Genomic DNA, 26,761 nt, shown 5'->3' on the forward strand with positions numbered 1-26,761 from the left:
TCCTCCAATTCTTTATGCCGGGTCGCGGCGAACGGTCTGCTTTCGCCAGTCGATGGCGCCGCATCTGGTGCAGCCGTAATGTCTGTAGTACTTGGTAAATCTGCTGTCGCGCTTTCTGTAAATCTTCGCGCCACAGCCTCCGCAGGTAAATACGTATTTGACGGCTATACTGCGGGGCTTGTAGTTTTCAACGCCCTTCTCATTGCCGGAAGTTACACGCTTTATATCATAACCATATCGCATATTCATGAGCTGCGCATAGGTTTTCCATTTGCCCTGGTGCTTCATACAGCCCTTGCAGGTGTGAAGCAGCTCGTGAATTATGGTCTCCTTGCAGGCCTTCTCTGAGATTCGATCATCAGTTAAAAGCGCTTCTGCTATCTGAATTGAGTAGGTTCCGTCTACTTCCTTCTTGCAAAGTCCCCATCTGCTACGGGCTCTGGTGTTTATGGTCCAGCCCTTGATTTTCCCAAGCTCGATGCCCAAGGCATTTATTTCATCAATACATTCCTGTTTAAGTCTGCCAAAATCTTTCATCAAAATCTATCCTTCAATCTCACTAACATCATCTATTCTCTACTAATACTTCTTCAATCCATCTGATGGCACACACTCTCTGATAATTACTTACGTTTCTTCAGAAACACCTATTCTCTGCTTGTAACTACTGTATCGCCCTTATGGCGTCAATTCTCTGAGACAGCGTGGGATGAGAATACCCAATTTTCACCACAAAGGGGTGCGGATTCAGGTTTGAAAGTGAATCTCCGCTAAGCTTCTTAAGAGCGGAAATAAGCGCTTCTCCGTAGCCTTCCTTTGCTGCAAAGGCATCTGCCTCGTATTCGTGCTTTCTCGATAAATGATTGCCAATAAGGTCAAATACCAGTGAAACCGGCCAACTGATAAGCTCTATCAGTAAAAACGCAAAATAATAGTTAACCTCAGTAAAACCAAAGGCCTCAAACAGCACCTTGAAATTCAGGATGATACCTAGCGTAATCACTGTTATTACTGTCCTCATGAAGCTAAAGGGCAGCGATTTTATCATGTGGTTGAACTTCGCATGTCCGAATTCATGGGCAAAAACCGAAACTATCTGATCTGTGCTGTACTCGTTCACCAGATTGTCATCCAGTGAAATTGTCTTTTTCTTTGAAAGGCCTGTGCAAAAGGCGTTAGCCTTGGTGGTTCTCCTGCTGGCATCTCTTACGCACAGCTTCCTTACGGTCATTCCGTATTTGTGGCAAAGCCCAAGAATTGCATCCTTAAGCTCACCGTCTTCCAGGGGATCAAACTTATTAAAAATCCTCAAAATTGGCATTACGATCAGGTTAATAAGGAGTGATAGCAGAATAAATGCTACCGCTGTAATGATGATTGCCATATTTCCGAATCTTTCGAAAAAGAACCTTACAAGCATCAAAAGACCGAAGGACACAACCACAGAGATGATCGTTTCCTTGATAATATCCAGCACAAAGGTCTTCCCGGTGGTCTTATTCATGCCGTATTTTTCCTCGATTACAAAGATGCTGTAATAAGAAAAGGGAATCGAAACCACCAGCGAAATGAGCTCAAAGGAAAGCATCATCAGCAAATATTGCAGATATATGCCGTGACCTGAAAATGCATTGAAAAGTCTGCTGTAAACATCAAATGACAGGTATGAAAAAAGCAGAAGTCCGGTAACTATATCCCTGATAATAGAAACCTTCCCTCTGTCCTTCTCATAAGACTGCCATTTTTTATATTTTTCTTCATCATAAACATCCTTCACGTTTTCGGGAAGCTCCTTTGAAAGATATGAATTATCCAGGTAATCCATATACTCACTAAAAGCTGTCTGCAAAATGAAAGATGCGATTATTATCCCCTTAATCAAAGTAAAACTCCTCCGGTTAAAATCCTCTGCTTATTATACCAAGCTTGTTTAGTCTGTAAAACACCCAGATAATGGTTTCGGCTATCAAAGAAATAACATTATTCGGAATGCTTTGGCATATAAAAAACTGCCGCACCTTTAAGTGCGGCAGCTCTTAAATCCAAGTTAAATATCAATCGATATTTTGTACCTCTGATTTTTTAAATCAATAGTAAGCATAGAGACGGAGCTTATAGATAGCATCCTTAGCGCCGGCCTTCTTGAAGCCCTTAACGAGCTTGTTGTACTCACTCTTCTTAGAGATTATAAGGAAGAAGGTCTCATCATTTGTAGCCTTAAACGAATTTGACTTAATTCCCTTGTTCTTAAGATTACCGTGGAAGTTCTGAATCTCAACCTTCTGGAGCTTTGACTTACCGGTAAATGCATTGGCACCAATCTCCTTAATGTTGGGACCGATAGTTACGGATTCAAGTTTCTTACATTTTGCAAAAGCCTTAGGAGCAATCTTTGTAACCTTATACACCTGGCCGTTGATGTTTACTGTTGCAGGAATAACTACATTCTTTACCTTCTTGTTTGTAGGTCCGTTGTAAACAGCTTCGCCATTTTTGATAGAGTAGCTGTTCTTTCCTCTGTTATCATCCTGAGTTACAACTGTGCAATAGATACTTGCGGTATAACCATCAAGGGCTGCAGTAAGAGTAACCTTAAGCTTATTATTTGTTCCTGTGGGTACTCTCTTAAGGACAGCATATGGAGTTGCAGGTGTCCACTGAGAAACTACTTCAAACATGCTGTTTTCCATAGGTGTAATTTCACAATTACTTAAAAGTGGAGACATACTTTCAAGTTCGTTGGTATATGTGTAAACAGGTGTAACCTTAAAGGTTTCCTCAGTAGTAAATATTGTTGTTCTGTTAATTGAACCGTCTTCCTCAACAATACCAAGAGTCATGATGCTTTCATCATCAAGCTCCTCCAGCTCATAGTCGGCAAGAGCGTTCTTTGTATTCTTGGCTTTTCCTGTTGAATCCGGGAAATCACTGCACCAGTCTGTACGCTTTGCACCAAGATTTGCCATTGCGTTACGTGAAATATTAAATGCATCGAAGCTGATCTTACCATTCTTTCTGTCACAATATACAAGATCTGTCTCATACCATTTAGTACTGGTAGTGCCGGCTTTGATACGAATCTGGTTCCATACCTTGTTCTCCGAGAAAAGAATATTGTTATCAATATCTGCTTCATCAAGCAAAACTGCAAATGCAAGAGCATAGCCCTGATATGAAGCCTTATGCTTAACCAGTGCTCCATAAGGAGTATTTCTCAGATCTCTATTATCAATAGCGCATGCTGAATAAGTAACTGTATCAAGCATCTCATAGAAAAGATCTACTTCTATTGCGAAGTCCTTCTGATCAGCATCGATTCTGTTCATGATCTTTTTAATTGCGCTCTTTAACTGCTTCTGCTCGGCTGAATAGTTGTTATCACCGGTTCTCTTAAGATATGCATAGCAGCTGTACTTACCTGCATCGGTCTTAATATAAACGAACTTAAGCTCAGCCATTGCTGAAGCAAGATCAGTAGGATGAGAATAAACATAAGCTCTGCGACCATACTTCACATCACTCTGAGCAACCTTCTTCTTTTCATCCTTGTTTTCATAGACTGTGTAAAAACCTGATGAATCATATTCTTTGAAATTTGCTGAGGTGATCTGTACATCCTTATCCTTGATACGGGAATCAAGGTAATCATAGGCTCTGTAAACAGAAAGCTTATCTCCGGTCAGATGGTCTGACACATTTGAATAATAAGCCTTAGCTGTTACAGGCTCAGCAACCTGAGGCAATCCGGGAACGACCGGAATCGCAATTGCAGCAGCCATGACAACCGCAGCGAGCCTCTTCAAAAAACTTCTCTTCTTTACCATATAATGGTACCTCCTCATATAAGAAAAATAAAATTAGACGATTCAATTATATAATAGGTGAACGCAATCTAGTGTGATACCATACAATATTTTATGAAAATTTTATAAACGGAACATCAAATTTCTCAGAATTTGCCACATTTCATAAATATTTCTCATTTGTTGCTAAGGATTAGTAAGTTATTGTATATGCTGTTCGAACCAGTTTGTTATCTCCTCCAGTCTTCTGATTCTGTGCTTCGGTTTTCCAGATCTTGAAAGCTCGTGGTTTTCACCATGGAAAACTATCATTCTGGTTTCCACACCTCTTACTGTCATAGCCTGCATCAGCTGCATCGCTTCGGGAAGCGGGCATCTGTAATCCTGATCACTGTGCAGGAAAAGAATGGGTGTCTTGGCATTTTCCACATATTTTAGAGGTGAATATTTCCATAAAATCTCAGTATGATCTGTGTCGAACCACTTTCCAAACTCTGCTCCGCACTGGTCGGGTCCAAAATAAGGACCGATATCGCTGATATAGCTCATGGAAATCCAGTTGGAAATTGATCTCTGGCTGGCTGCACAGCAGAATCTGTCAGTGTGTGTAACAATCCAGTTGGTCATAAAGCCGCCGTAGGATCCGCCTGTTTCGCAGACTTTATCCTTATCGATGGCAGGATATTTTTCCAAAACAGCATCAACGAAATCCATAAGATTCTTAAAATCAGTTCCGCCGTAATCGCCGCGAATATCGGCAAAATCGTCACCTCTTCCATCGCTTCCCTTGATGTTGGTGAACATTACAACAAAGCCCTTTGCTGCCCACACCTGCATCTCGTGGAAAAAGCCCTCGGAATAAACGCATCTTGGACCGCCGTGGATATCTAAAACAGCGGGATATTTTTTAGCAGGATCAAAATCCTCCGGCAGAAGAACCCAGCCGTGAAGAACAAGTCCCTCAGATTCATAGTCGATTCTCTGAGGCTCTGCCACATAAGTATCCTTCAAGGCTTCCTCATTGTGATGGGAAACCTGAGTAAGCATGGCTTTGGAGCCTGACGGCGTGTAGGTCCTCTGATCCTCTATTTCTACAGGTTCAAGGTCTCTCTTATAGGCAACATAAATCTCCGGCAGACTGTCAGGTCCTGTATAACCAAGAACAAATCTTCCAAAAACAATGTCGAAGAAATGTATATTACCGGGCATATCCAGTATTGTCTCGACTTTTCCTGTCTCCAGGGTAATTCTGGAAATTGCTGTGTGATCCTCTATAGTTGAAAGTGTATACAGGATGATATCCTCATCCTCCTTCAGAACTCTCGCCTGTCTTCCACCACCAAGGGCAACATCTCCGACAATACTGTTACCGCGGGAATGGGTGGGCTCATAGCCCTCTATTTTCTTAAGCTCTCCGCCTTCAACCTTATAGAGATATGCGGAACCATTAAGCCCGTGATCTTTAAAGTCGTTTGCAAATACGTAAGCCTTGCCATCCTTTACAAAAAGTCCCTCAAAGCCCACATCGTGCTTGTCGTATAACGCAGTAATCTCATCCTTTTCCAAATCATAAGCCATCAGATCGCAGAAAAAGTCAGGAATCTTTGAGGCCTTAGCTCCTGCAAAAACCACCTGGTCGCCATCAATCTCAAAATCATAGACGCTATAATCAGGCGCTGTAATTCTCTTTAATTCAAACCTGTTTTCGGGCGCTTTTTCCGTATCATCTGTGGCTTTAATGATGAAAAGAGCATTTCTCTTGCCGTTTGTTACGCCTTGGCCGTTGAACCAATATGGGACCTCTGTGTAAACATCATAGTCACTCTCAAGGTTCTTTTTCTTCTCGTCCTGCTTCTTTTTGCGGGTTTCTTCATCATCAAGATATGCGTCCGGATCATTTTCTTCGATCTGAACAGTCGCAGCGTACACGCCGTCAGATACCTTCTTTATATCCCCCAGTGCAATGGGAAGCTTAGCCCAGATTTTTGCTTCGCCGCCATCAATTGAAATAGAGAAAAGCTCAGTATCCTCGGATTTTTCATCCTCTGGCTTTTTCCTGTTCAGAATAACCTCGCTGTCGCTGTTCCAAAAGGCTACTGACGCATCTATTGTGGCTGTGAGCTGAAAAGGTTTATCCTCCTTAACTGCCCAGACATCTCTCTTATAGGTGTTTTTCTCTTTGTCAGCATAAGCCACGTTGTAAACGTAGGCTGTACCTGCGGGATTAAACACCGGATTTTCAGGGTATTTGTACTTTAAAATGTCGCCTATCTCTACCTTTCTAGTCATTCCCAATTTGTAACCCTCCCTTTTTCAACGGTAATATTAAGTGTCTGGCCGCTCTGAATCTGTTTCCACCAGGATTCCTGAATTTCGTAGGTCTCTTCCTTAGTTCTGTCCTTGAAAAATGATCTGTAATGTCTGATTCCTGTCATGGTGTACTTGGAATTGCGGCCGCTTTCTCGCTCTTTATCATTAAGTGTAATATCTGCCCAGTAGGGATTTTTGTCCTTACCTGTGGTGGTTTCCGTTCGCTCGTAGACCCACCTGTCTATGTCGTAATAATACTTGGTGTCGTAAACCGGCTCATCCCTGTACACAGGCTCTTCCTCTTCGTAATACTCCGTCGTGTAGTCAGTTACATAAGTGGAGTTCTCAGTAAAGGTTCCGTCGCCGTTATCCGAATAGCTGGTCTCATAGTGACCTCCGTCCGGAACCTGTCTGGATCTGGTGACTGTTTCATAATGATCCAGAACCGACTCATAGGTCCTGATCTCCCAGTTCGTATCCACAAGCCGGGCGCCGTTTGGCAGGTACCAGTCCGACTCCCGGAAGGTCTTGTACTCCTCGATTTCAATGGAGTTTTCCCAGGTCAACTCCTTGACGTCATAGGTGTAATCCCTTGGCTTTGAAATAAACAAAGATATCAGGTTCGATACAATTATCAGAAGAATGATTCCTGCAATTATCTTAAGTGCCAGTGAAGACTGCTTTATTTTGTCAAAAATCGACTGTGAATTAGAATTCGACGCCGTAATCTTATTAACAGAAGGCTCCGGCTGTTTAGGTTTTGGTGGATTCTTTAGAGAAAAGTAATCATCCTTACTTTCAGATTTAGGCGAGCCGCAGTTTTCACAAACAGTTTTTCCTGCTGAATTCAGGGCACCGCAATACTCACAGTACCAGTCAGCGCCTACAACCTTATGACCGGCCACATATTCGACGGGACCGGATTTCATATAGAATTTTGTCTCTTTACCACGCTGCCTTCCGCAATTGGGACAGTCGTAGGTGGTTCCGGGGATACCTTTGCTGCCACAGGAAGGACAGTCCCAATATCCCATTACAATTTTATCTGCCATTATAAAAACTCCCTTCCAACCTCTTAAGTATAAGGGATGGAGGGGAGTTTTTGAAGTAAAACACAGCAAAAATACTGCATTTATGAACTATATTATTTCTTACCCGTAACCTTGTTTACAACAATTTTTACAGCACGCTTTGCAGCGTAGGGACCAACCTTTTTAAGCTTATCCTCTGAGCGAACCATTGTGCTTGCTTCAGGGATATCTCTTGTAAGGTGGATTGCGTCAAACTCACATTTTGTTGTACAAAGACCGCAGCCGATACACTTATTCTCATCTACTGTGGTTGCACCGCAGCCAAGACATCTGTTAGCCTCAGCCTTAACCTGCTCCTCTGATAGAGTTAGTCTGAGATCCTCGAAGGTCTCCTTAGCGATTCCTGCCTTCTTGCCGGGAATCTGTCTGGGAGCGTTATCGAAGCTCTCAACAAGAATATCGTCCTTATCAAGCTCGATGAAGTCTCTTCTGTCTCTTGCAAGGTCAAGTCTGTTTCCGGGATGAACGAAACGATTCATGGAAACAGCTGCTTCTCTACCGCCTGCAATGGCATCGATAGCAAATCTGGGACCTGTAAATACGTCACCACCTGCGAAAATATCGGGCTCTGCTGTCTGAAGTGTAAGAGGATCGGCAATTACGCCGCCGTTGGGACGAAGCTCAACCTTTGTGCCCTTAAGGAGGTCAGCCCATACGATTGACTGTCCGATTGAGAGAAGCACGTTCTCGCAGTTGATTGTGATAGTGTCATTCTCATCATACTGAGGATTAAATCTTCCGTCAGCGTCCTTAACTGAAGTACACTTCTTGAAGATAACAGCCTTAACCTTGCCGTTCTCTGTAAGAATTTCCTTGGGACCATAGCTGTTAATGATCTCAATTCCTTCTTCCTTCGCCTCTTCAACTTCATCCTTAGCAGCAGGCATCTCAGAAAGGCTCTCAAGACAAAGCATTGTAACCTTGGATGCGCCTGCTCTTACAGCGCTTCTGGCAACGTCGATAGCAACGTTACCGCCACCTACAACTACTGTCTCGCCATTAAGTCTGTTTGTATGATCAGCGTTGATCTTTCTAAGGAACTCAACACCTGTCTGAACGCCCTCAGCGTCCTCACCGGGTACACCGGCTTTTCTTCCGCCCTGACAACCGATAGCCAGGAAAAATGCCTTGTAGCCCTGCTTTCTAAGGCCTTCTATAGTAAGGTCCTTACCAACCTCTACTCCGCACTTGAACTCGATACCCATCTGCTTCATTACGTCAATTTCAGCCTCGATGATGTCCTTCTCAAGACGATAGCTGGGAATACCGTTCATAAGCATTCCGCCGGGACGCTTCTCTTTTTCAAATACAGTTACAGGATAGCCGTCTCTTCTGAGGAAATATGCAGCAGCAAGTCCGGCGGGGCCACCGCCGATGATAGCCATCTTGTAATCATCTGACCACATTCCGCCGTCATGCTTCTCGCAAAGAGGAATGTATCTCTCATCCTTGTTAAGATCCAGGGATGCGATGTATTTCTTAATCTCATCGATAGCAAGAGGCTGATCGATAGTGCCTCTTGTGCAGGCATCCTCACAACGTCTGTTGCAGACAGCGCCACAGATCATGGGAAGCGGGTTGTCCTGCTTTATAAGCTTAAGAGCATCCTCGTATCTGCCCTCAGCAGCCATCTTGATATAACCCTGAACTGAAAGATGCACAGGGCAGGCTGTCTTACAGGGAGCTGTTCCTGTTTCGTAACAGTTGATTTTATTGTCATCGCGGTAGTTATAATTCCACTTATCAGGGCCCCACTTCTGTCCGTCGGGAAGCTCAGCCTTGGGATATTTAACCTCTGTTCCGTCCTTTTTGCAGAGCTTCTGACCGAGCTTTGCTGCACCTGCAGGACAAACCTCAACGCACTTACCGCAGGCTACGCACTTACTTTTATCAACATGAGCGCGGTAAGCAGATGCTGAAAGGTTAGGTGTGTTGTAAAGCTGTGATGTTCTAAGAGCGTTACAAACTCCGGGAGCACAGTTACAGATAGCTACGATCTTACCCTCGCCGTCTATATTTGTGATCTGGTGAACATAGCCGTGTCTCTCAGCTCTCTCAAGAATCTCATAAACCTCTTCTTTTGTTACGTAGTGACCGATTCCGCGGCTGTCCATGTATTCAGCCATGTCACCCATACCGATGCAGTAATCTCCGCGAATTTCACCTGAACCCTCGCCACGCATCGCCTGCTGTTTTCTGCAGGAGCACTCAGAAATGCCGTATTTATCATACATATCGATCCAGCGTGAAAGGTGCTCAACAGAAACCGACTGGTTCTCTAAGCTGATTGCCTTCTCAACGGGAATTACGTGCATTCCCACGCCTGCGCCTCCGGGAGGAACCATCTGTGTAATTCCGCCAAGGGGAAGCTGTGTCATCAGGTTGAAAAAGGTTGCAAGCTGCGGAAACTCGTCTGTGAGCTTTTCCTGCATCATCATAAACTCAGCTGAGCCCGGAACGAAAATCGGAAGCTCGTACTGCTTATGCTTATCTTCAGTCTTTGCGCGGTTCATCTCGATAATACCGATCCACACAAGACGATCTACCATCTTCTGAGCCTCTTCCACACTCATGTTGTTCATGGAAGCAAGCTCCTCAATACTGTACGGAACTCTTGTCTTCTTGAAATTCAGAAGGAACTTGACCTGAGCCTTATCAAGAATCATATCAAGCATCCAATACTCCGGATCTCTGTTATTGATCTTGTTAAAAAGTTTCTTCACATAGCGGTCGGTGATAAGTGTAGCCAGCTTAAGTACCAGCTTCTCCTTCTCCGGGTCCTCCGCCACGTAGTTGGGATCCTGCCAATAATCATTCTCATTGATCATGGGATCACCGATTTGCCATTCTTTGATACTGTTTCCCATTTAGAAAAAAATCCTACCTTCCTAAAAATAATGCACTTTATCTTATCATAATTTCGTGTCCCAAATTGTCTGAAAATAGGCGGTTTTATGCGGCTTTCCGAAAAACCAAACACTTATTATCAATGAAATAACATCAAAAAAAATCGTCCAAGATATCGTTTCTATCTCGGGCGATTTTTAGACAATTTGACGTATTGTTTTAATGTTTAGTTTTCTTGAGACAAAAAAACCGGAATCCGAAAAAGTTTTCCATTTATGACTCACAGTCATATTTTGGGAAGCTTTTTCAATAATCTGCTCTAAACTTCCTCGCATATGTAGATTTTTTTCTTTTTCAGCCACAAAAGGGCTTCCTTTTCACCTTGAAAGCTCTGACCTGTCAATGAATTAAAGGCTTCAAGATCGGTAATCTTCGCCATTATCACAGGATCATCAGGCAAAACCTCGCCATTATCCTGTTCTCTGAAGGCATCTTCTTTTTCCATCCTTTTGATGTAGACATCATCTCTAACACAGTACATATCGTAATTTTCACGGATTTCCTCGTAGGAAGATATTTTTTCCAGAGCAAAATCACAGATTTTCTCAAAGCCCATCCAGGAATAGATGGCTTCATCCACAGGCATCAGAAAAACAAGAGGTATCTTCTCATTTTTTAGGAGCCCCAGAGTCTTTTCAAATACCTTTGCCATCCGGCCTTCGCGGCGTCTTTTTTCTGTTGTGGCGACCGCAACTATGTAGTAGCTTTCAAAAATCGCGCCATCCAGAGAAATTCTGTAGGGATTAAGATGAAGCATGGAAAGGACTTTCCCCTCCTCCACATCAGCAATAATCCTGTTATCGCTGCATTTATCTTTGTAGTAATAATCTACGAATTCCTTTGGGTCCTCAAAAGCCTCTTCATATAGCTCTCTTGTGCAGCTTTTTTCTGCTAATTCTGTAATCATTTATTCTCGAATCCTTTGATATTATGACCTTCTGCCATGATACTATCAGGCGCTTTTACAAAACTGTCCCAGCTCTGCAGCCTTCTCGCAAACTCTGTATTTTCTGGCATAACCGATGGGATTATAGCTTTCCTTGGCCTGCCTTAATCCATCGATTCCCATGTCATCCTCTCTGTTTACAAGCTTTGCATCTTCATAGGAATTAAGCAAAAACTGCTGATTTATCACCTGGTAAATTCCGGGAATCTCCGAATTTCCCTTCTCAATACTGATGACAGCCATTTTTTCTCTGCTGTTGTAGGATCCTATGGTAAATGCCTGCAAAATCTCATCGATGAAAATTCCACCGATCCTATAGGTAACTTTATCGCAGTTTCTAAGCAGCTCTATAACGCCTTCTTCCTCAAGAATAAGAGTATCTTTGCTTTCAACACCCTCAGCCAGCCTCTTTTCGATCCAGTTATTCATGAATTCCTCGAGGAAATACTCATCTACGCAGCACATGGTCTTATAATTCCATCTGCCTTCATATTCCTTCATAAACTTGTTTATAAGATTTCTCTTTTTCTGGAATTTCTTGCCGGGAAGGGCTCTGAGCTCCTCTGCATCATAGAGGTAGTCCTTAAGATCAAACTCCTCCTCTATGATAAATCCGGGGTTGTCCAAAAGTCCCAAGGCCTTAAGAGCATCCTCATCAGCAAGATCAATTCTCAAGGGGCTTTTCAGCTCCTCATTAAAATACTCTCTTAGAGCGTCGAAATACTGGGGAAGCTTCTCTTCACTACAGTAAGGCATTGCCGCAAAATATCCCTTATCATCCTTCATAAGTACTAATGCGGCTTCATCCTCTACGTAAATCTCGGTATTATAAAGGTCTTTCCAGATAAATGTATCCAAAACCGTGCTGTCACAGGTTTTGTTATCTCTTAGTGCATAAATTTCGGCCAGCTTTGCAGCTTCTTCGAATGACGGTTTGTGAAATAATAATTTTTTACCCATAAAAATACTCCCGGTATCAGTCGATAATTGCATTTTGTTGTAATAGATTGTGTACAATCAATTTACTCCAAAATTCGCATTTTGTCAACTTGCCGGGAGTATCGTAAGTCTTACTTAAAACACTCGGGAACTTCCTTTATTCCTCTTGCCATGCACAGCGCTGATGTGGGGCCTGTGTAGGAAAGAGGCTTACCTTCGATGTCAGTGATCCTGCAGCCAGCCTCTGTTGCGATCAAAGCTGCAGCAGCATAATCCCAGAGCTGCACTCTCATCTCAAAATACAGGGCAGCGGTTCCCATGGCTACGCAGCACATATCCCATGCGGCAGAGCCGGATCTTCTAAGATCTACGCAGAGAGGAAGAACCTTCTTAGCCAGTTCAAAGGTCTTGTCCTGAAGCTCGGTATAATACGGCGCTGTTCCGAAAACTGCCAGAGAATCCGAAAGTGGAGCCTCCGTTGACATTATTTTCTCGCCGTTCAGGTAAGCACCCTCTCCAGCTTTTGCAGAGAACACCATGTCATCATAGGGATTGTAGATTACGCCAATATGTGGCTTTCCATCCTTCAGAAGGCCTATTGAAACCACTGATGGTCTGTAGGCATAGATGAAATTGGAGGTTCCGTCAATGGGATCAAGCACAAAGCAGTAGCCGCTGCTCATCTTCGCTGTAAAAACATCCTGTCCGTCCTCTTCCCCAAGGAATGCTGCTTCCGGCATAACCTCTGTCAGCCTTTCAATTAAAAATCTCTGAACCTTCTCATCTGTCTCAGTGCAAAAGTTAGCGTGTCCGGATTTCTCCATGATCTTAGGGCGTTTAGCCGTAGTCATTATTGTTCCGGCTTCTTTTGCTATTTCAATTATCTGTTCCTGCAAATTCATGATGATAACCTCTTATTATTCTAAACAATGATGTTTAGATTTTACTCCATTTGCCATCATGATTCACGCTTTTTTATACTCATCAGAAAGATTCCAAGGAAAATAACAGCCGCAATTATTCCTACAGGATATGCCACAACCACTGATAAATTCAGGCATTCCGGTGCGCAGAAGAAATAGGTTACAGAAACCGCCGACATAAACACTGCAGGAACAACTGTAATCAAATAATTACGCTTGTTTTTAAACAGATACATGGATGCTGTCCAAAGAGCTATCATAGCCAGCGTCTGGTTGGACCAGCTAAAATATCTCCACACAACGGTGTAGTTGAGCTGACTGATAAATGCGCCTGCAAGAAGCAGCGGCACACAAAGGATGAGTCTCTTGGAATAGGACTTCTGGTCGATCTTGAACCAGTCTGCGATAACAAGTCTTGCTGAGCGGAAGGCCGTATCACCGGAGGTTATGGGACATGCAATAACGCCAAGCATTGCAAGAACTATTCCAACGCCGCCCATGGTTTTGGTGCAGATATCGTATACACAGGCTGCCTGGCCATTTGAGAGCATCTCAGTAAGTCCTGTTGTGAGACCTCCGGTTTTCTCATAAACTGCACTACCTGCGGCTGCCCAGATAAGAGCTATAATGCCTTCGCTTACCATAGCGCCGTAAAATACCATGTGGCTTTCCTTTTCAGACTTACAGCAGCGAGCCATCAAAGGCGACTGGGTTGCATGGAAGCCGGAAATAGCTCCGCAGGCCACAGATACGAACATCATTGGCCAAATGGGAGTTTTAGAAGGATGAAGATTAGCAAGCTGAATCTCAGGAATTGTATAGCCATGGGTAAAAATGCCTATTGCCACGCCGATAGCCATCACTATAAGACAAATGCCGAAAACGGGATAAAGCTTACCTATAATCTTGTCGATTGGAATAAAGGTTGCAATGAAATAGTAGATAAGAATAAGAACAAGCCAAAAGGTGGTGTTTGTAAGAAGCCCTGTTGTGCCCTGATTTCCTATAAGAAGTGAAATAAGCCCCGCAGGTCCGACCGCAAAAACAGTACCTACCATTAAAAGAAGAACTACGCTGAAAATGCGCATGATAGTCTTCATAACATTTCCAAGATACATGCCTGTAAGCTCGGAAACGCTGACTCCGTCATGACGCATACTCATAAAGCCCACGGAAAAATCATGAACACCGCCGGCAAGAATGGTTCCGATTGTAATCCATAAAAATACGGAGGTGCCCCACTGAGCTCCCGCAAGAGCACCGTATATGGGTCCGAGCCCCGCAATATTAAGTAACTGAATAAGGAAAAGCTTCCATTTGGGCATCACCACGAAATCAACGCCGTCATTGATCCTGACAGCAGGAGTCTCCCTGTCATCAGGCCCGTAGATTTTCGTGACGATAGCACCGTAAACAAAATAACCTGCAATTAAAACGCCTAAACATACAAAAAAGCTTATCATATTGGTACCCCCCTTCCCAGATACATAAAGCAGTTATTGTAAGTCTGTTGAGGCCTATCAGGTCATCCAGGCTTATTTATTTTTCCATATTCAATTATAACGCGTTGTCGCAAAAATGTTTAGTTAAGTTCAAAAAGTCGATATATTTTTCTATAGGTTTCACCTGTAAATAATAGCTTAAAAAATGCTTTATCTGCGCCTTTTAGCTGCTCTACCAGCTGCGGCGGAGTAAAACTGTGCTCAGCCTTTACTCTTAATTTTAAACCATCCAGAAAATCTCTGGGATCGTCATAACCATAGAGCCTGGTTACACCCACGTCGTTTACCGGATTCTTATATTTTGATGCCTTAGCTCCCAGTTCAGTGTACACATCCATCAGCACGTGAATCTCAGGATATCTTTCCTCCAGCGCCTCAAAAAAGTCATGAAGCTGTTCCCCGGACATATACATGCTGATTCCTTCAAAAACCACTATCACTATGTCGCTGTCAGGAAGCATTTCTATCATCTCAGGGTTGGTAGCATCAAAGGGCTGCATATGGTAGCTGTCAGAGTCTCCGTAATATTTTCTCCTGATATCTATAACGTCAGGAAAATCGCAGTCATACCAGCACTTATATGACGCCTTCACTCTTCTGCATCTGCTGTCAAGGCCACAGCCAACATGCAAAACAAGGGCCTCAGGATTTTGCTCCAGCATGGACCTTGTCCAGTCGTCAAAAACCCGTGCCCTCATTGCCATATTGTAAGCAAGCCACTTGGATTTGGATTTTCCCTTTATTGGAAAGGCCTCTGAATCCCAGATTTTCTCTGCATCAGGGTCCTTCAGGATTATGCCCTTCCTGCTGACCATAGCCTTCCCATATAAAGGAATAAAAAGAGTTCTGTTAACTTCATTCATGGCTTTCCCCCTATGCCATACTGCCGAGCCTGCGCAATTACTCTCAATCCTGCAAAGGCAGACTGCGCAGAGCCTGCCTTACAGATTATTTCTTCGAATTTATAAAAGCTGCAATGTCATCATAGACATTATCACCGATACGCTGCTCAACCTTGTATTCCTTAGCTGCCATTCCGATATCATTATAGATACCCTTTATGAAAAGATGGTTGAGATCAGCATAGTAACGGTACTCCACGTTCTTCCTATCCTTTAAAAGCTCCTTAAAACCTGCAAAATCAACATCTGCAAGAACCTGGAAGTCCATTCCGCCCTGCATTATAAGAGCAGGCTTTTCAGATTCAAGAAGGTAATCAGCGGCGCCCTTTTTACCTGCTTCCTTGAAATACCAAAGTGTTGTACCGCCGGCAAACTTCTTATTTTTCGCCTCTTCATCTGACATTTCATAGAGACCGTCGAATTTTTTAGAAAAAATCTTGTCCTCAAGTTTACCGGCAAACCTCGTAATCGCACTCTTTGAATTTCCTGCCTGTTTAAACTGTCTGATCATGATATCTTCAAGGCGATAAGGTGTTCCGGCCATAAGGATAAGCCCCTTAAAAAGTCCACATTCCGCATCAATTCTGGGTGCAAGCATTGCTCCCATACTGTGACCCACTATGAAAATATTATCAGGATCAACTGCGGAATGCTCACCAAGAAGCTTTGCTGCAAGGATTGCATCATCAATGGTTTCTTCTTTCATAGTAATGCCCTGTTTTATCATTTTTTTCACATGGACAAAGGATCTCTTGTCGTAGCGAATTGATGCTATTCCACGTTTTGCAAGGCCTTCTGCCAGATCCTTAAAGGGTGTGTTCTTGAAAATCTTTTCATCCATGTTGCTGGATCCGGAGCCATGTACGAAAACAACTCCGGGGACCTTCCCTTCAGAATTCTCAGGAAGGGTTATCATTCCGTTAAGAGGATAATCCGTTCCCTCGCCAACTATTATTTTTTCATTCCTAAATGTATTCATAACCTACCTCATAACTTTTCAGAATCCATCGGCACCGGAACCGATTAGATTCTGACATTTACACCCGGATTACTTAATATCAAACTCCGGTGGCTCATCAAGGTGCTGTGATACATATTTTCCGTCCTTTTTCCTCTGCTTAACGCATTCGGTCAAAAGATATTCTATCTGTCCGTTGACTGAGCGGAAGTCATCTTCTGCCCAGGCAGCTATCGCATCGTATAACTTTGCGCTCAGTCTAAGGGGTACCTGCTTTTTTTCTGCCATTAGTACAGGCTTCCTGAGTTAACCACAGGCTGTGCGTCGTGGTTACCACAAAGAACTACAAGGAGATTTGATACCATGGCTGCCTTACGCTCCTCATCAAGTTCCACAAGTTCTTTCTCATTAAGGCGCTCCAGGGCAAGCTCTACCATTCCTACTGCGCCGTCAACGATAAGTTTTCTGGCATCAACTACTGCTGCAGCCTGCTGTCTCTGAAGCATTGCTGCTGCGATTTCAGGAGCATAAGCAAGATATGTGATTCTCGCATCCACGATCTCAATACCTGCATCTGCAACCTTGCTCTGAATCTCTTCCATGATCTTACCTGCAACAACCTCTGTTGATCCGCGAAGACTTCCGTCATCTGCGTTTCCATCACCGGTTGTATCCACGTTCTCAGTTACGTCGTAAGGATAAAGCTTTACAACGTTACGAACTGCGGTGTCACACTGAAGTGAAAGATATTCCTTATAGTTATCAACTGCGAAAACAGCCTTGGCTGTGTCAGTTACCTTCCACATAACCGCTACAGCTATCTCAACAGGATTGCCCAGGATATCGTTTACCTTCTGGCGTGAGTTTGAAAGAGTCATCACCTTAAGTGAAATCTTCTTGCTGGCAGGAATCTCAACCTTTCCGCTACTCAGCTCAAGACTTCCCATAATGCCCTTCTTATTATCAGAGATATCACCGCTCTGTCCCAGCTTTGTATCTGCTGCAGGGTTAACTGCTGTGCAGAAGGGATTTACATAATAGAAGCCGTCTTCCTTGATAGTTCCCACATATTTTCCGAAAAGTGTAAGCACCAGTGCTTCACCGGGCTTAAGAACCCTAAGTCCCATGTAGGGGATCCAACCAAGGCACAGGTAAACAATACTGATTATAAACAGGATATTGTTACCGGCATCGTTTTCTTCAAGCCCCATTGCTGTGTGAATAAGAAGTGCTGTGACTGCCGCATATAAAACTGTTGTAATGAAAAGTGCAGCCATTCCGTTTTTGTGTCCGCTTAAAACTTTTTCTTTTATATTTGTTGTCATAAATATCACCTCCAGTTGTTATGACAATTATCTATTTGATATCATTATGATATCACATTGATTAAAATAGTAAATTGTTACTTTGGCAAAATAGATATCCCGTTTTTTCTGAAATTGCGCAAGGTGGAACTTATCGATAAAACTGGCACTTCCTGAATATTGCAAAAAAACGCTCCGAGCTATCAGTATCAATAGCTCGGAGCGGTCTGTTTTCTTTAGTCAATCTCTCTTGTGAGATTTTTAACCCATATATGTTTGTTGTAATGCCATCTAAGGAACGGCAGCTTAACTATCTCATCAAGGCACATGATGATGTAAACCACCAGCACCGGTAATTTCAATATAAATGCCGCAATCAGTGAAGCAGGGATTGCAAAGCACCAGGTTGCAAAGAATACGCTGACTGCATCATATTTTGCATCGCCTCCCGCAGGCAGTACTCCGCAGGTGAAAATAGCATTATACGCGTAGGCAAACATATAGAATGCCATAAATATCAGCATTACTACGAGATAATGCTTCGCAGTGGGTGTAAGAACATAGAATATATACACTATAGGTCCTATAATTGCCATCAAAATCGCATTGACGATACCGTTTACAAAGGAAACATCAAAGAATCTGTCGCCATATCGAACAGCCTTATCAAGCTGTCCTGAACCAAGAAGCTCTCCAACCATAATGCCTGAACCCCCGGCTATACCCTGAGATACGCAGGAAATCAGCTCCTGAGCAACGCTTGTTACTGAAGCTGCAGCCGTTGCATCAGATCCAAGATGACCCATTATGATATTGTGCACCGTTATGCTAAGTCCCCAGGACAGTGCGCTTGCCAGCATAGCAGGAAGTATCGACCACAAATCCTTCTCAAAATCCTTTGAGAAAAAGGTGAAGCTGCTGACGCCAAGCTCTATGGCCTTTTTACGCTTTGCCCATACAATTACAAAAACAAGAGCAAACAGCTCAACCACGATAGTGGAATAAGCAGATCCGTTTGCACCAAGGGCCGGAACTCCCGCTTTTCCATAAATAAGGAAATAGTCCAATACCATGTCTATGGTAACCGTCAGTGCGGAAACAATTACGCTTAGTCTCGCATCCCCCGCAATTTTCATATTCATAAGGAAACAGCTCGCTATAGCTGCAAAAATATATGAAAAGCTGACGATTCTGAGATATCCCGCACCTATAGCCACAAGGCTTGCATCAGAAGTAAATATCTTCATCAAAAATGATGGGAAGCAAAATGCTGCCAGGAAAAACACAAGGCTAACTCCCAGTGAATACCTGATAGCCATAGCCAGGAATCTTCCCGCATTTTTATAATCGTTTTTGCCCCAATACTGGGCTATCAGAACGCCTGCAGAGCCTGTTATGGCGCCTGAAAAAAGTGTCATTACGAAAAAAATCTGATTTGCCAGCGATACTGCTGCGATAGAATCTTGGTTCAGCCTTCCAAGCATAAGTGCGTCCGAAGCGCCAACCAGAGCCCCCAATAAAGTCTGTAATGCCAGCGGTACAGCAAGCTTCCTGAGCTGACAGTTAAATTCCGCCTTTTCAGTCCTGTCCATGTGCATTTTTAATACCCCCAAAATACTTTCTCATCCAAGAATAACAAAAGAGAGCTGATAAAATCAACTCTCTTAGTAAGTATTTCTGTGCTATTATCTGTACATTTCTTCCTTCTCACCGTTGTTGAGTCTGAATCCGACAGGCTCAGCATCGATATACTCATGCTGCTCGATATTTCTGGGAGCTTCTTTTTTCACCTGATGATTTTCTTCGTCATCCGGAACATAATCCGGTCTGTCGCTCATGATAAATACAAGAAGAATATATATCCAAATGCTTGTGCCCCATGCAAAAGCAAGTATGCCCCAGATAAGTCTTACGATAAACGGATCAATTCCGAGATACTCGGCAATTCCGCCACATACACCACAGATTTTTCTTTCGTTGGATTTGTAAAGTCTCTTTTCACTCATGATAACTACCCCTTTTCCTAAATACCAGTTCTCCGACCATTCGTACAGGCGATGCTGTGAATTCATGCCTGTCGTCTTTTTTATATTAAGAGTATACGACGTGAAAATCAACATATATATGCCTATTACAGCAAAAGATGTGGCGTTATTTCTCTTTTTTAGCAGGTTTTGGAAGTGCGAAGTATGAGAATGCCGTTTGCACCAAGGGTTCCGGACTCTAAACTATCTGCCATCCACTTGCGGGAATAGAGTACTTCACCAAAATCGCGGACATCTATCTGCACATCCTTTTCCTCACAGTTAAGGTAAACCTGAATGCTTTCGCTATCTCCGATTTTTATATAGGAAATAACTCTTTCCTGGGGAACATCATTAGGAAAATGGAAATTTCTGCTCTTGCAGGACTGCAGCGTTTTTCTCATATTGATGAGCTTCTTCATCTCCCCAAGCTCTGTGTCCTTTTTGCCGGAATCAATCTCATCCCAGGGCATGCATCTTCTGCAGTCAGGATCGTAGGTTCCGTCCATGGCAACCTCTGTACCATAGTAGATGCAGGGACTTCCGGGCATTGTGAAAAGAACCGCCAGCTGCTGATAGAAAATATCAATGTTGTGGCCGGCCTTTTCAAGAAGTCTGTTGGTGTCATGTGAATCCAGCAGATTGAAAAGCACATCATTTACCTGTGAATAGTACATGGTAAAGCAGCGGTTTATGTCGTATTCAAAGGTCTCTCTGCCCCTGTTTTTATAAACCCAGAAATCCGCAATGGCTGTGGAAAGCGGGTAATTCATAACCGAATCGTACTCATCCCCATGAAGCCAGGACATGGAATCGTGCCAGATTTCTCCAAGCAGGTAAAAGTCTGATTTCATGCGGCTTGTCATGTATCTAAGAGCCTTAAGGAATGAATGTGAAACCTCATTTCCTACGTCAAATCTGAGGCCGTCGATGTCAAAGGTCTCAATCCAGAATTTTACTATATCAAGAAGATAGTCCTGAACCTCAGGATTGTTGGTGTTGAACTTTGGCATATATTCAGCAAAGGCAAAGGAATAATATCTTCCGTCTCTGGTACCCCTGCCCTGCTCTATAGGCCATTTATTTACCATGTACCAGTCGGCGTACTTTGAATCCTGTCCATTTGCGAGAACGTCCTGCCACATGGGGTGATCGGCACCTGTGTGATTGAAAACCGCATCCAGCATAACTCTTATGCCTGCTTCGTGGGCTTCATCCACCAGCTTTCTAAGATCTTCATTGGTTCCAAAGTGAGGATCAACCTTCTTGTAATCGCGAGTGTTGTACTTATGGTTACTCTTGGACTCAAAAACAGGATTTAAGTAGATTCCTGTGATTCCAAGGTCCTTGAGATAAGGGATTTTGTCCCTGATTCCTCTGATATCACCGCCGTAGAAATCCTTCATGCCAACCTTTCCGGACTGCCAGGGAAGAACATTCTCAGGATCTATGCTCTTATCGCCGTTGCAGAATCTCTCAGGAAAAATCTGATACCACACAGTATCGTTGACCCATGTGGGAGTCTTGCAGACATCTGCGGGATTCATCCAGGGCATGATGAAGTAAGAAAGGGTCTTGCCCTCCATGTTCATCTCATCCTCTGTTAAAAAGCCATCCTCGAAAAGATACATGCACTCATCGCCGCTGTGGATCTCGAAGTAATACTTGCATCTCTTGTATTCGGGACGAAGGGTTGTGGTCCACCAGATGTGATCCTTCAGGCGCTTTTTAAAATATATCTCTTCCCTCTTGCCGCTCCAGCGCTCACTTCCGCCCATAATTCCCGCATCATAGGGATCGCCCCAGATTATCCAGATTTCATCTACGTCATAGCCGGTTTTGATATTTATAATAAGCTGCTCTGAATCCAGTGGATAGCAGTACTGCTCTGACATTCTATGGTAAATTGCGCTTAAATTCATAATAGCTCCTTGTAATGTTGACCTTAACTTTTCGGAAAACGTTTTCCGATGTAAGCAAACTATACCCCAACCTTGATATAAATGTCAACATGAAAATTTTATATAAACCTGAAATAAAATGGTTGCAGGTAATTACTGATAAATTGCCTGCAGCAGCATGTTTTCACTATCTAATTCTTAATCCCTAAGATAATCTGCTATAAAATCATCTGCGTCTTTATAACGCAGCACATCTAAGCCAATCTTCTTATACTCCTGCCCAAAACGCTCCAGCTCTGAATCAAACAGTTCTGCGTTATGCTTAAGATCTTCAGCTCTGTAATCCTCCATCACATTGAACTTCTGAATGTCAAGTTCGCTGCCGATATCGTCCATCATTGACTGAAGACATGCAAGATTCATAAAGGAGCTGTATACATCGCCTCTTTCAAGGGCGTCATACATTTTATTCCTCCAGTTAGAGAAGGATTCCTCGTAGGCACCGGCAATGGTTTCCTTCGTTGGTGCAGCCTTTTTAGAAGAAATGGTTGTAAAAGCGACTATGGATTTTAGAAGCTTTGTTGCAGACGCTATGAGCTTTTCAGAGTCGTCAGCCCGGATGATTCCGTCGATATTTTCAGAGAAATTCTCCGGAACATTCAGCCCTTTTAGTTCCTCAAAGGCGTACTTGCCGCTTCGCTTAAAATATCTGTGATTCCAAAGTATTACCGCATCAAAACAAAGTGAAATCATAAAGGACGCATGTGCTCTTTGCATTCCGATAGAATCAGCGGCAGCCACATATCCGTACTCGCGGCTTATCTGATCACGAATTTCCAAAACTTTACCGATAATTTCATCAGAGGCCAGCATTTCTGCAGCCTTCTGTCTTAGCTCTTCAAGTCGCTTTGTAGAAGCCTCGTCCCTTGAATAGACGATCTCCGAATCCATCAGCTTACTGATATGTGAATGGCTGCATTCCGCATCGCCTTCAAGCATTTCCCATGTGGTGCAGTAGATATCATAGCCGATGCCCTCATCATCAAGAATGAAGGTTTTGCTAAGCTGTCGTCCCTGCTCATCGTCTATTACGATAAGAAGGTCCAGATCAGACATTGGGTGCTCCTCCTTCGTGGATACAGAGCCATAGATTCCAACCAGCGCTAGGCTCTCCGGACATACCTTCAGCCCTTTGGCTATTACCGCATCAATCATCTTTTTATGTGCTTCTCTCATACCTATACCCCCTGTTAAGGCTCATCTGAGCCGTTTTTTCTAAGTTTTACACAGACCATTGCGTTATTTATAGTTCGTATACCCAGGAGTGTTTGACACTATAGCGCAATTAAAACAAGTCCAGCGTACTGTCTAAATATATCTCTTCCCTAACCTTTAGCTGATACTCGGGCTTTGTCATATAGTACAGCAAAAACTCAAGAACTAATGCGCTTCCAAGGCTTCGACCCTCGATTTTGAAATTGGAAAAGCCCTCCGGCATGTATTCATTTTGAATTGCGGATAGTCCGATAAATCCCGGGTTTTTCATAGCTTCTGAAAATGTATAGCCCTTAGCAGCATCCGGCGATACGCAGATATGATCTTCTACATTTTCGCCAAGGCTCTTCCTGCTGACATTTTCATAGCAGTTTTTTCTGTCGTAGCAGTCGTACCAGCAGCATTCGTTACAGAGGAATTCGACCTTATCCTTCTGCTGTTCCGTAAGCTCCTTTAGCCTGTCATGGTCTTTATTCAGCCTGAAATCCGGCACAACAAACCTGAATTCATCACGGTTAAGCTCAGCTTCAAACTCATCAAATTCTGTCAGGACCTTGGTGGTGGATGATACAAAGTAAAATCCCGGATACTTTTCACTTAAATAATCCATCAAAAGATCTGAATGAATTATCACACCGCTTTGAACAGGGCCGTTATTCTCAAATAATTCGCAAAGTGCGTTACACTTCCTGTCACCTACATGGTCCTCCCTAAGAAGCGAATTACTGAAGGTGAGTCTTGCGGAAATGCCGTACTCTCTCATCAGAGCTGCCACGCCCAAGGGGCTCTCATCTCCAAAGCCCACGCGGCCTCCGCCCCAGATACAATCTGCCGGAGCACCATATATGGAGCCTATCTCACACCAGTCGTAGAAATATTCTCTATGTTCCCGGAAAAGCGGCAGGAATCTTCTGTACAGCTCATAAAACTCGAACAGCCCCGGTAGATGATAATACGCCTTTTTTACAATTTTCATTTCAATCTCTATTCCTTAAACCCGAAAATATACTGATCGGGAATTCTTATTCGTTTACAATTATTATGATATAACAATTATTTATTATCAAAACTTAAAATTTTTCTAAACAATACAAATGTCACGGTTTTGAGCAATTTAGGGATGTATAATCCTAACTATAGAATAACTTTTTCTTATGAGGAGAAAACTAATTTATGAAAGCAAAAATTTTATTTATTTGCACGCTTTTCTGCGCTGCATCTCTTGCAGGCTGCAAAACGGAGCACACATCCACAACCACCATGAATTATTCTGTGGAAACAGATGATGGCACCACTTCTGCTGAATATAAGGTTGAAAACAATAATGGTGAAATAACAACCGAAAGCTCAAAAACCGAAACTCCTGCCGATACAGAAGAGGTAACGGAAGAAGCATCTGCAGCTGACAATGAAGAAGAATATGATTTTCCTGATGAGGTTGTTCAAAAGGCAGAGTGGATTGATCAGGTTCTGACTGATCAGTGGGACAGCGAAACCACATCCCACCATACAACCTATGATGAAAGCTGGATCTACGTACAGGTAGCCGGAACCGGTCTGGAAAGTGCTGAAGACGCTGATTCAGAGTCGTTCACACAGGAAATAATTCCGAGCTGGTTAGATGCAGTAAACAGCTGGGAGGAAGACTGGACAGACGACGATTCATCACCTATCCCTGTATGTCTCCAGTACACAAATGACGACATGAGCACTGCTATCTTTACCATAGAGGATGGTCAAATTACCTACTCCGCCTTTGATGAAGAGTGATCTTCTTTACATGAAAGCTTAACCTTAAATGAAATCTGCCTTGGAGTCTCCATCTCATCAAATTGGACAAGATAACACTGATCCTCGGTATTTAGTTCAAGAATAGTACCCATACCAAGAATCGCATGCTTAACTCTCTCTCCGGGCTCCAGCAGATTCAGTTTTTCTGCACCTTTAAGGAACCTTGATTCATTATCTATATACTTCCTTACAAAAGTTATAAGGGAATCATCCGGTTTCTCAGTAAACTCCAGGAGATTTCTATCTATATCAAGTATGAATCTGGAGGGATATCGCGGTATCCCTTCAAAATTCATGCCTCCGGCCTCCGAGATAAAGAGTCTCTTCTGGGCTCTGGTCATGGCAACAAAGGCAAGACGTCTCTCTTCCTCCATTCCTTCCAGGGTACGTATTTTTCTTGAGGGAAAGATTCCTTCATTCATTCCACACAGAAAAACATAGGGAAATTCAAGGCCCTTGGCAGCATGAACGGTCATAAGACGAACCTTGTCCTCCTGCCCTGCATCCGAATCGGCATTGGTAAAAAGCGCCACGTGCTTAAGATAATCCTCAAGGCCTACCTCTTCACCGCAGGTGGTCTCATATTCAAAAACAGACTGCTTAAGCTCAGCCAGGTTATCAAGCCTGTCCTGAGCTCCTTCTGTTCTCAGCATCTCTTCATAGCCGCTCTCATTCAGTATTTTCGAAAGAACCTCAGAAACCGGCAGCCCTTCGTAGCTGTCTGAAAAGCGCTCTATCAGCTCTATGAATCTTCCTGCCTTTGTTCCGCGCATTACCTCATGTTCAAGGTTCTCGCTGAGAGCCTTATATAAAGAGCAGTTATTTTCAGCGGCGCACTGCTCAAGAAAGCTCATGCGCCTTTTTCCAAGATTCCTCTTAGGTACGTTGGCAATCCTTCTAAAGGATATATCATCACGATAGACGATCATCCTGAGATAACAAAGGGCATCCTTGATCTCCATTCGGCCAAAGAACTGCACTCCGGAATAGATCGTGTAGGGTATTTTTTCCTTCAAAAGCCCCTCTTCTATGGTCCTCGTCACATAGTGAGCTCTGTAGAGAATCGTCATGTTTCTATATGGTACGCCCATACCCTTCAGTGCAAGGATTTCACCTGTTATCCAATCCGCTTCATCGGCAGTATTTGGCGCAAAATGGCAAAGAACGCTGTCTCCATCCGGCAGTGTGGGTACAAGGTCCTTTTTTATCCTCTGCTTATTGGTGGCTATAAGAGAATTCACAGCTGATAGAATCTGCGGTGTCGAGCGGTAATTATCATTCATCATGATGGTCTTCACATCAGGGAAATTCTTATCAAAATCCAGCAGGTATTTCACATTGGCACCGCGCCAGGTATAGATTGTCTGATCCGGGTCACCCACTATGAAAAGGTTCTTGTGATAACCGGAAAGAACCTCCATTAGCTCATACTGGAGGCTGTCTATATCCTGAAACTCATCGATCATTATGTATTCAAGTCTCTTTTGCCACTTGAGCTTAATATCCTCATTCTGACTGAAAATATAGAGTGAAAATTTGATGAGATCGTTGTAATCGAGGCCAAAGCACTTTTTCTCCTGATAGAGATATCCGTAGAAAAGAATATCTTTGACCTCCGTGGCACTGTCATATTTTTCCTTGAGAGTATCAAGGGACATGGTGATCATATCAAGGTAGTACTCAGGCTCATTAAAAATCTTGCGTATCTCGAACATATCTCTGGCGGCGCTAAAGGTCATATCCCGCAGAGAAAGCCCTCTCTCCTCATATATGATCTTCAGCATATCGTCTATGTCCGAATTATCCAGAACCAGAAAATTCTTGGGATAGGAAACCGCGTGGGAATCCTCCTGAAGCACAGATACACAAAAACCATGGAAAGTATTGATATAGCCTGTATCGTTATCCCCTGTCAGTCTGTGAATTCTCTGTCTCATCTCATTTGCAGATTTATTGGTAAAGGTAACGCAAAGAATATGCCCCGGCATGATTCCAAGACCATTCACAAGGTATGCAAATCTATGGGACAGCGCCCTTGTCTTGCCGCTTCCTGCCCCTGCTATTACGCGCACGTAGCCCTCCGTTGTGGTAACGGCCTGCCTCTGCGCATCATTTAATTTGTCCAGAATCTCCTGCATAAATCGACTACCTAAAATACACTGTTTAACTTTTCCACCATTCTACC

The 26,761-nt window shown here is 43.3% G+C and carries 21 protein-coding genes; 1 reads left to right on the plus strand and 20 read right to left on the minus strand.

What is annotated here, in order from left to right; translation table 11 throughout:
• Positions 1–12: 12 nt before the first annotated feature.
• The 19 genes from G608_RS20600 to G608_RS0109060 form a co-directional block, all read right to left on the minus strand.
• Positions 13–540 carry a hypothetical protein gene (locus tag G608_RS20600; protein WP_196810169.1) on the minus strand — a complete coding sequence of 176 codons (528 nt, stop codon included), beginning with the start codon at positions 538–540 and terminating at the stop codon, positions 13–15.
• Positions 541–664: 124 nt separating this feature from the next.
• Positions 665–1,882 carry a M48 family metallopeptidase gene (locus tag G608_RS20605; RefSeq protein ID WP_051209064.1) on the minus strand — a complete coding sequence of 406 codons (1,218 nt, stop codon included), beginning with the start codon at positions 1,880–1,882 and terminating at the stop codon, positions 665–667.
• 205 nt (positions 1,883–2,087) lie between these two features.
• Positions 2,088–3,824 (minus strand): leucine-rich repeat protein, encoded by a 1,737-nt coding sequence (locus G608_RS0108980; RefSeq protein ID WP_026495747.1) that lies wholly within the window; start codon positions 3,822–3,824, stop codon positions 2,088–2,090.
• A gap of 180 nt (positions 3,825–4,004) precedes the next feature.
• Entirely contained in the window at positions 4,005–6,092 is a 2,088-nt protein-coding gene (locus tag G608_RS0108985) for an alpha/beta hydrolase family protein (RefSeq protein ID WP_155833258.1), read from the minus strand.
• Entirely contained in the window at positions 6,089–7,165 is a 1,077-nt protein-coding gene (locus tag G608_RS0108990) for a zinc finger Ran-binding domain-containing protein (protein ID WP_026495749.1), read from the minus strand. The genes G608_RS0108985 and G608_RS0108990 overlap by 4 nt, the downstream gene beginning before the upstream one ends.
• Positions 7,166–7,257: 92 nt before the next feature.
• Positions 7,258–10,032 (minus strand): FAD-dependent oxidoreductase, encoded by a 2,775-nt coding sequence (locus G608_RS0108995; RefSeq protein ID WP_051209085.1) that lies wholly within the window; start codon positions 10,030–10,032, stop codon positions 7,258–7,260.
• 338 nt (positions 10,033–10,370) lie between these two features.
• Complete coding sequence (locus G608_RS0109000) at positions 10,371–11,018, minus strand: GNAT family N-acetyltransferase (protein WP_026495751.1); 648 nt, start codon at positions 11,016–11,018, stop codon at positions 10,371–10,373.
• A gap of 45 nt (positions 11,019–11,063) precedes the next feature.
• A complete protein-coding gene (locus G608_RS20610; RefSeq protein WP_051209066.1) occupies positions 11,064–12,017 on the minus strand; it encodes a DUF2156 domain-containing protein in 954 nt (317 codons plus the stop codon).
• 110 nt (positions 12,018–12,127) lie between these two features.
• Complete coding sequence (locus G608_RS0109010) at positions 12,128–12,898, minus strand: inositol monophosphatase family protein (RefSeq protein ID WP_035795109.1); 771 nt, start codon at positions 12,896–12,898, stop codon at positions 12,128–12,130.
• Positions 12,899–12,954: 56 nt separating this feature from the next.
• Complete coding sequence (locus G608_RS0109015; RefSeq protein ID WP_026495753.1) at positions 12,955–14,382, minus strand: carbon starvation CstA family protein; 1,428 nt, start codon at positions 14,380–14,382, stop codon at positions 12,955–12,957.
• A gap of 119 nt (positions 14,383–14,501) precedes the next feature.
• On the minus strand, positions 14,502–15,284 hold the full coding sequence (locus G608_RS0109020; protein ID WP_026495754.1) for a class I SAM-dependent methyltransferase: 783 nt from the start codon (positions 15,282–15,284) through the stop codon (positions 14,502–14,504).
• 85 nt (positions 15,285–15,369) lie between these two features.
• The gene (locus G608_RS0109025; RefSeq protein WP_026495755.1) at positions 15,370–16,302 is read right to left on the minus strand and encodes an alpha/beta hydrolase family protein; all 933 of its coding nucleotides are present in this window, start codon (positions 16,300–16,302) and stop codon (positions 15,370–15,372) included.
• A gap of 69 nt (positions 16,303–16,371) precedes the next feature.
• The gene (locus G608_RS0109030; RefSeq protein WP_026495756.1) at positions 16,372–16,569 is read right to left on the minus strand and encodes a PTS ascorbate transporter subunit IIC; all 198 of its coding nucleotides are present in this window, start codon (positions 16,567–16,569) and stop codon (positions 16,372–16,374) included.
• Positions 16,569–17,606: an SPFH domain-containing protein gene (locus tag G608_RS0109035; protein WP_330366945.1), complete on the minus strand. Its 1,038-nt coding sequence runs from the start codon at positions 17,604–17,606 to the stop codon at positions 16,569–16,571. The genes G608_RS0109030 and G608_RS0109035 overlap by 1 nt, the downstream gene beginning before the upstream one ends.
• Positions 17,607–17,821: 215 nt before the next feature.
• The gene (locus tag G608_RS0109040) at positions 17,822–19,183 is read right to left on the minus strand and encodes an MATE family efflux transporter (protein WP_051209068.1); all 1,362 of its coding nucleotides are present in this window, start codon (positions 19,181–19,183) and stop codon (positions 17,822–17,824) included.
• A gap of 87 nt (positions 19,184–19,270) precedes the next feature.
• Positions 19,271–19,591 carry a PspC domain-containing protein gene (locus G608_RS24285; RefSeq protein ID WP_081677373.1) on the minus strand — a complete coding sequence of 107 codons (321 nt, stop codon included), beginning with the start codon at positions 19,589–19,591 and terminating at the stop codon, positions 19,271–19,273.
• 158 nt (positions 19,592–19,749) lie between these two features.
• A complete protein-coding gene (locus G608_RS0109050; RefSeq protein ID WP_026495759.1) occupies positions 19,750–21,531 on the minus strand; it encodes a glycoside hydrolase family 13 protein in 1,782 nt (593 codons plus the stop codon).
• A gap of 177 nt (positions 21,532–21,708) precedes the next feature.
• On the minus strand, positions 21,709–22,746 hold the full coding sequence (locus tag G608_RS0109055; RefSeq protein ID WP_026495760.1) for a nucleotidyltransferase domain-containing protein: 1,038 nt from the start codon (positions 22,744–22,746) through the stop codon (positions 21,709–21,711).
• 109 nt (positions 22,747–22,855) lie between these two features.
• Positions 22,856–23,761 carry a hypothetical protein gene (locus G608_RS0109060; RefSeq protein ID WP_026495761.1) on the minus strand — a complete coding sequence of 302 codons (906 nt, stop codon included), beginning with the start codon at positions 23,759–23,761 and terminating at the stop codon, positions 22,856–22,858.
• Between the two features lie 197 nt (positions 23,762–23,958).
• Between G608_RS0109060 and G608_RS0109065 the strand changes: the two genes are divergently transcribed.
• Complete coding sequence (locus tag G608_RS0109065) at positions 23,959–24,555, plus strand: hypothetical protein (RefSeq protein WP_026495762.1); 597 nt, start codon at positions 23,959–23,961, stop codon at positions 24,553–24,555.
• Here G608_RS0109065 and G608_RS0109070 read toward each other — a convergent pair.
• Positions 24,531–26,714 carry an ATP-dependent helicase gene (locus G608_RS0109070; RefSeq protein ID WP_026495763.1) on the minus strand — a complete coding sequence of 728 codons (2,184 nt, stop codon included), beginning with the start codon at positions 26,712–26,714 and terminating at the stop codon, positions 24,531–24,533. The genes G608_RS0109065 and G608_RS0109070 overlap by 25 nt on opposite strands.
• Positions 26,715–26,761 lie beyond the last annotated feature (47 nt).

This window comes from Butyrivibrio sp. WCD3002 (assembly GCF_000424265.1).
Taxonomy (GTDB): domain Bacteria; phylum Bacillota; class Clostridia; order Lachnospirales; family Lachnospiraceae; genus Butyrivibrio.

Coding starts and splice junctions, on each gene's coding strand:
- G608_RS0109060 (WP_026495761.1), bottom strand. CDS start 23,761: ATGAAAATTGTAAAAAAGGCGTATTATCATCTACCGGGGCTGTTCGAG.
- G608_RS0109000 (WP_026495751.1), bottom strand. CDS start 11,018: ATGATTACAGAATTAGCAGAAAAAAGCTGCACAAGAGAGCTATATGAA.
- G608_RS0109035 (WP_330366945.1), bottom strand. CDS start 17,606: ATGACAACAAATATAAAAGAAAAAGTTTTAAGCGGACACAAAAACGGA.
- G608_RS24285 (WP_081677373.1), bottom strand. CDS start 19,591: ATGAGTGAAAAGAGACTTTACAAATCCAACGAAAGAAAAATCTGTGGT.
- G608_RS0109050 (WP_026495759.1), bottom strand. CDS start 21,531: ATGAATTTAAGCGCAATTTACCATAGAATGTCAGAGCAGTACTGCTAT.
- G608_RS0109070 (WP_026495763.1), bottom strand. CDS start 26,714: ATGCAGGAGATTCTGGACAAATTAAATGATGCGCAGAGGCAGGCCGTT.
- G608_RS0109040 (WP_051209068.1), bottom strand. CDS start 19,183: ATGCACATGGACAGGACTGAAAAGGCGGAATTTAACTGTCAGCTCAGG.
- G608_RS0108980 (WP_026495747.1), bottom strand. CDS start 3,824: ATGGTAAAGAAGAGAAGTTTTTTGAAGAGGCTCGCTGCGGTTGTCATG.
- G608_RS0109015 (WP_026495753.1), bottom strand. CDS start 14,382: ATGATAAGCTTTTTTGTATGTTTAGGCGTTTTAATTGCAGGTTATTTT.
- G608_RS0108985 (WP_155833258.1), bottom strand. CDS start 6,092: ATGACTAGAAAGGTAGAGATAGGCGACATTTTAAAGTACAAATACCCT.
- G608_RS0109025 (WP_026495755.1), bottom strand. CDS start 16,302: ATGAATACATTTAGGAATGAAAAAATAATAGTTGGCGAGGGAACGGAT.
- G608_RS0108990 (WP_026495749.1), bottom strand. CDS start 7,165: ATGGCAGATAAAATTGTAATGGGATATTGGGACTGTCCTTCCTGTGGC.
- G608_RS0109020 (WP_026495754.1), bottom strand. CDS start 15,284: ATGAATGAAGTTAACAGAACTCTTTTTATTCCTTTATATGGGAAGGCT.
- G608_RS0109055 (WP_026495760.1), bottom strand. CDS start 22,746: ATGAGAGAAGCACATAAAAAGATGATTGATGCGGTAATAGCCAAAGGG.
- G608_RS0109030 (WP_026495756.1), bottom strand. CDS start 16,569: ATGGCAGAAAAAAAGCAGGTACCCCTTAGACTGAGCGCAAAGTTATAC.
- G608_RS20610 (WP_051209066.1), bottom strand. CDS start 12,017: ATGGGTAAAAAATTATTATTTCACAAACCGTCATTCGAAGAAGCTGCA.
- G608_RS0109065 (WP_026495762.1), top strand. CDS start 23,959: ATGAAAGCAAAAATTTTATTTATTTGCACGCTTTTCTGCGCTGCATCT.
- G608_RS0108995 (WP_051209085.1), bottom strand. CDS start 10,032: ATGATCAATGAGAATGATTATTGGCAGGATCCCAACTACGTGGCGGAG.
- G608_RS0109010 (WP_035795109.1), bottom strand. CDS start 12,898: ATGAATTTGCAGGAACAGATAATTGAAATAGCAAAAGAAGCCGGAACA.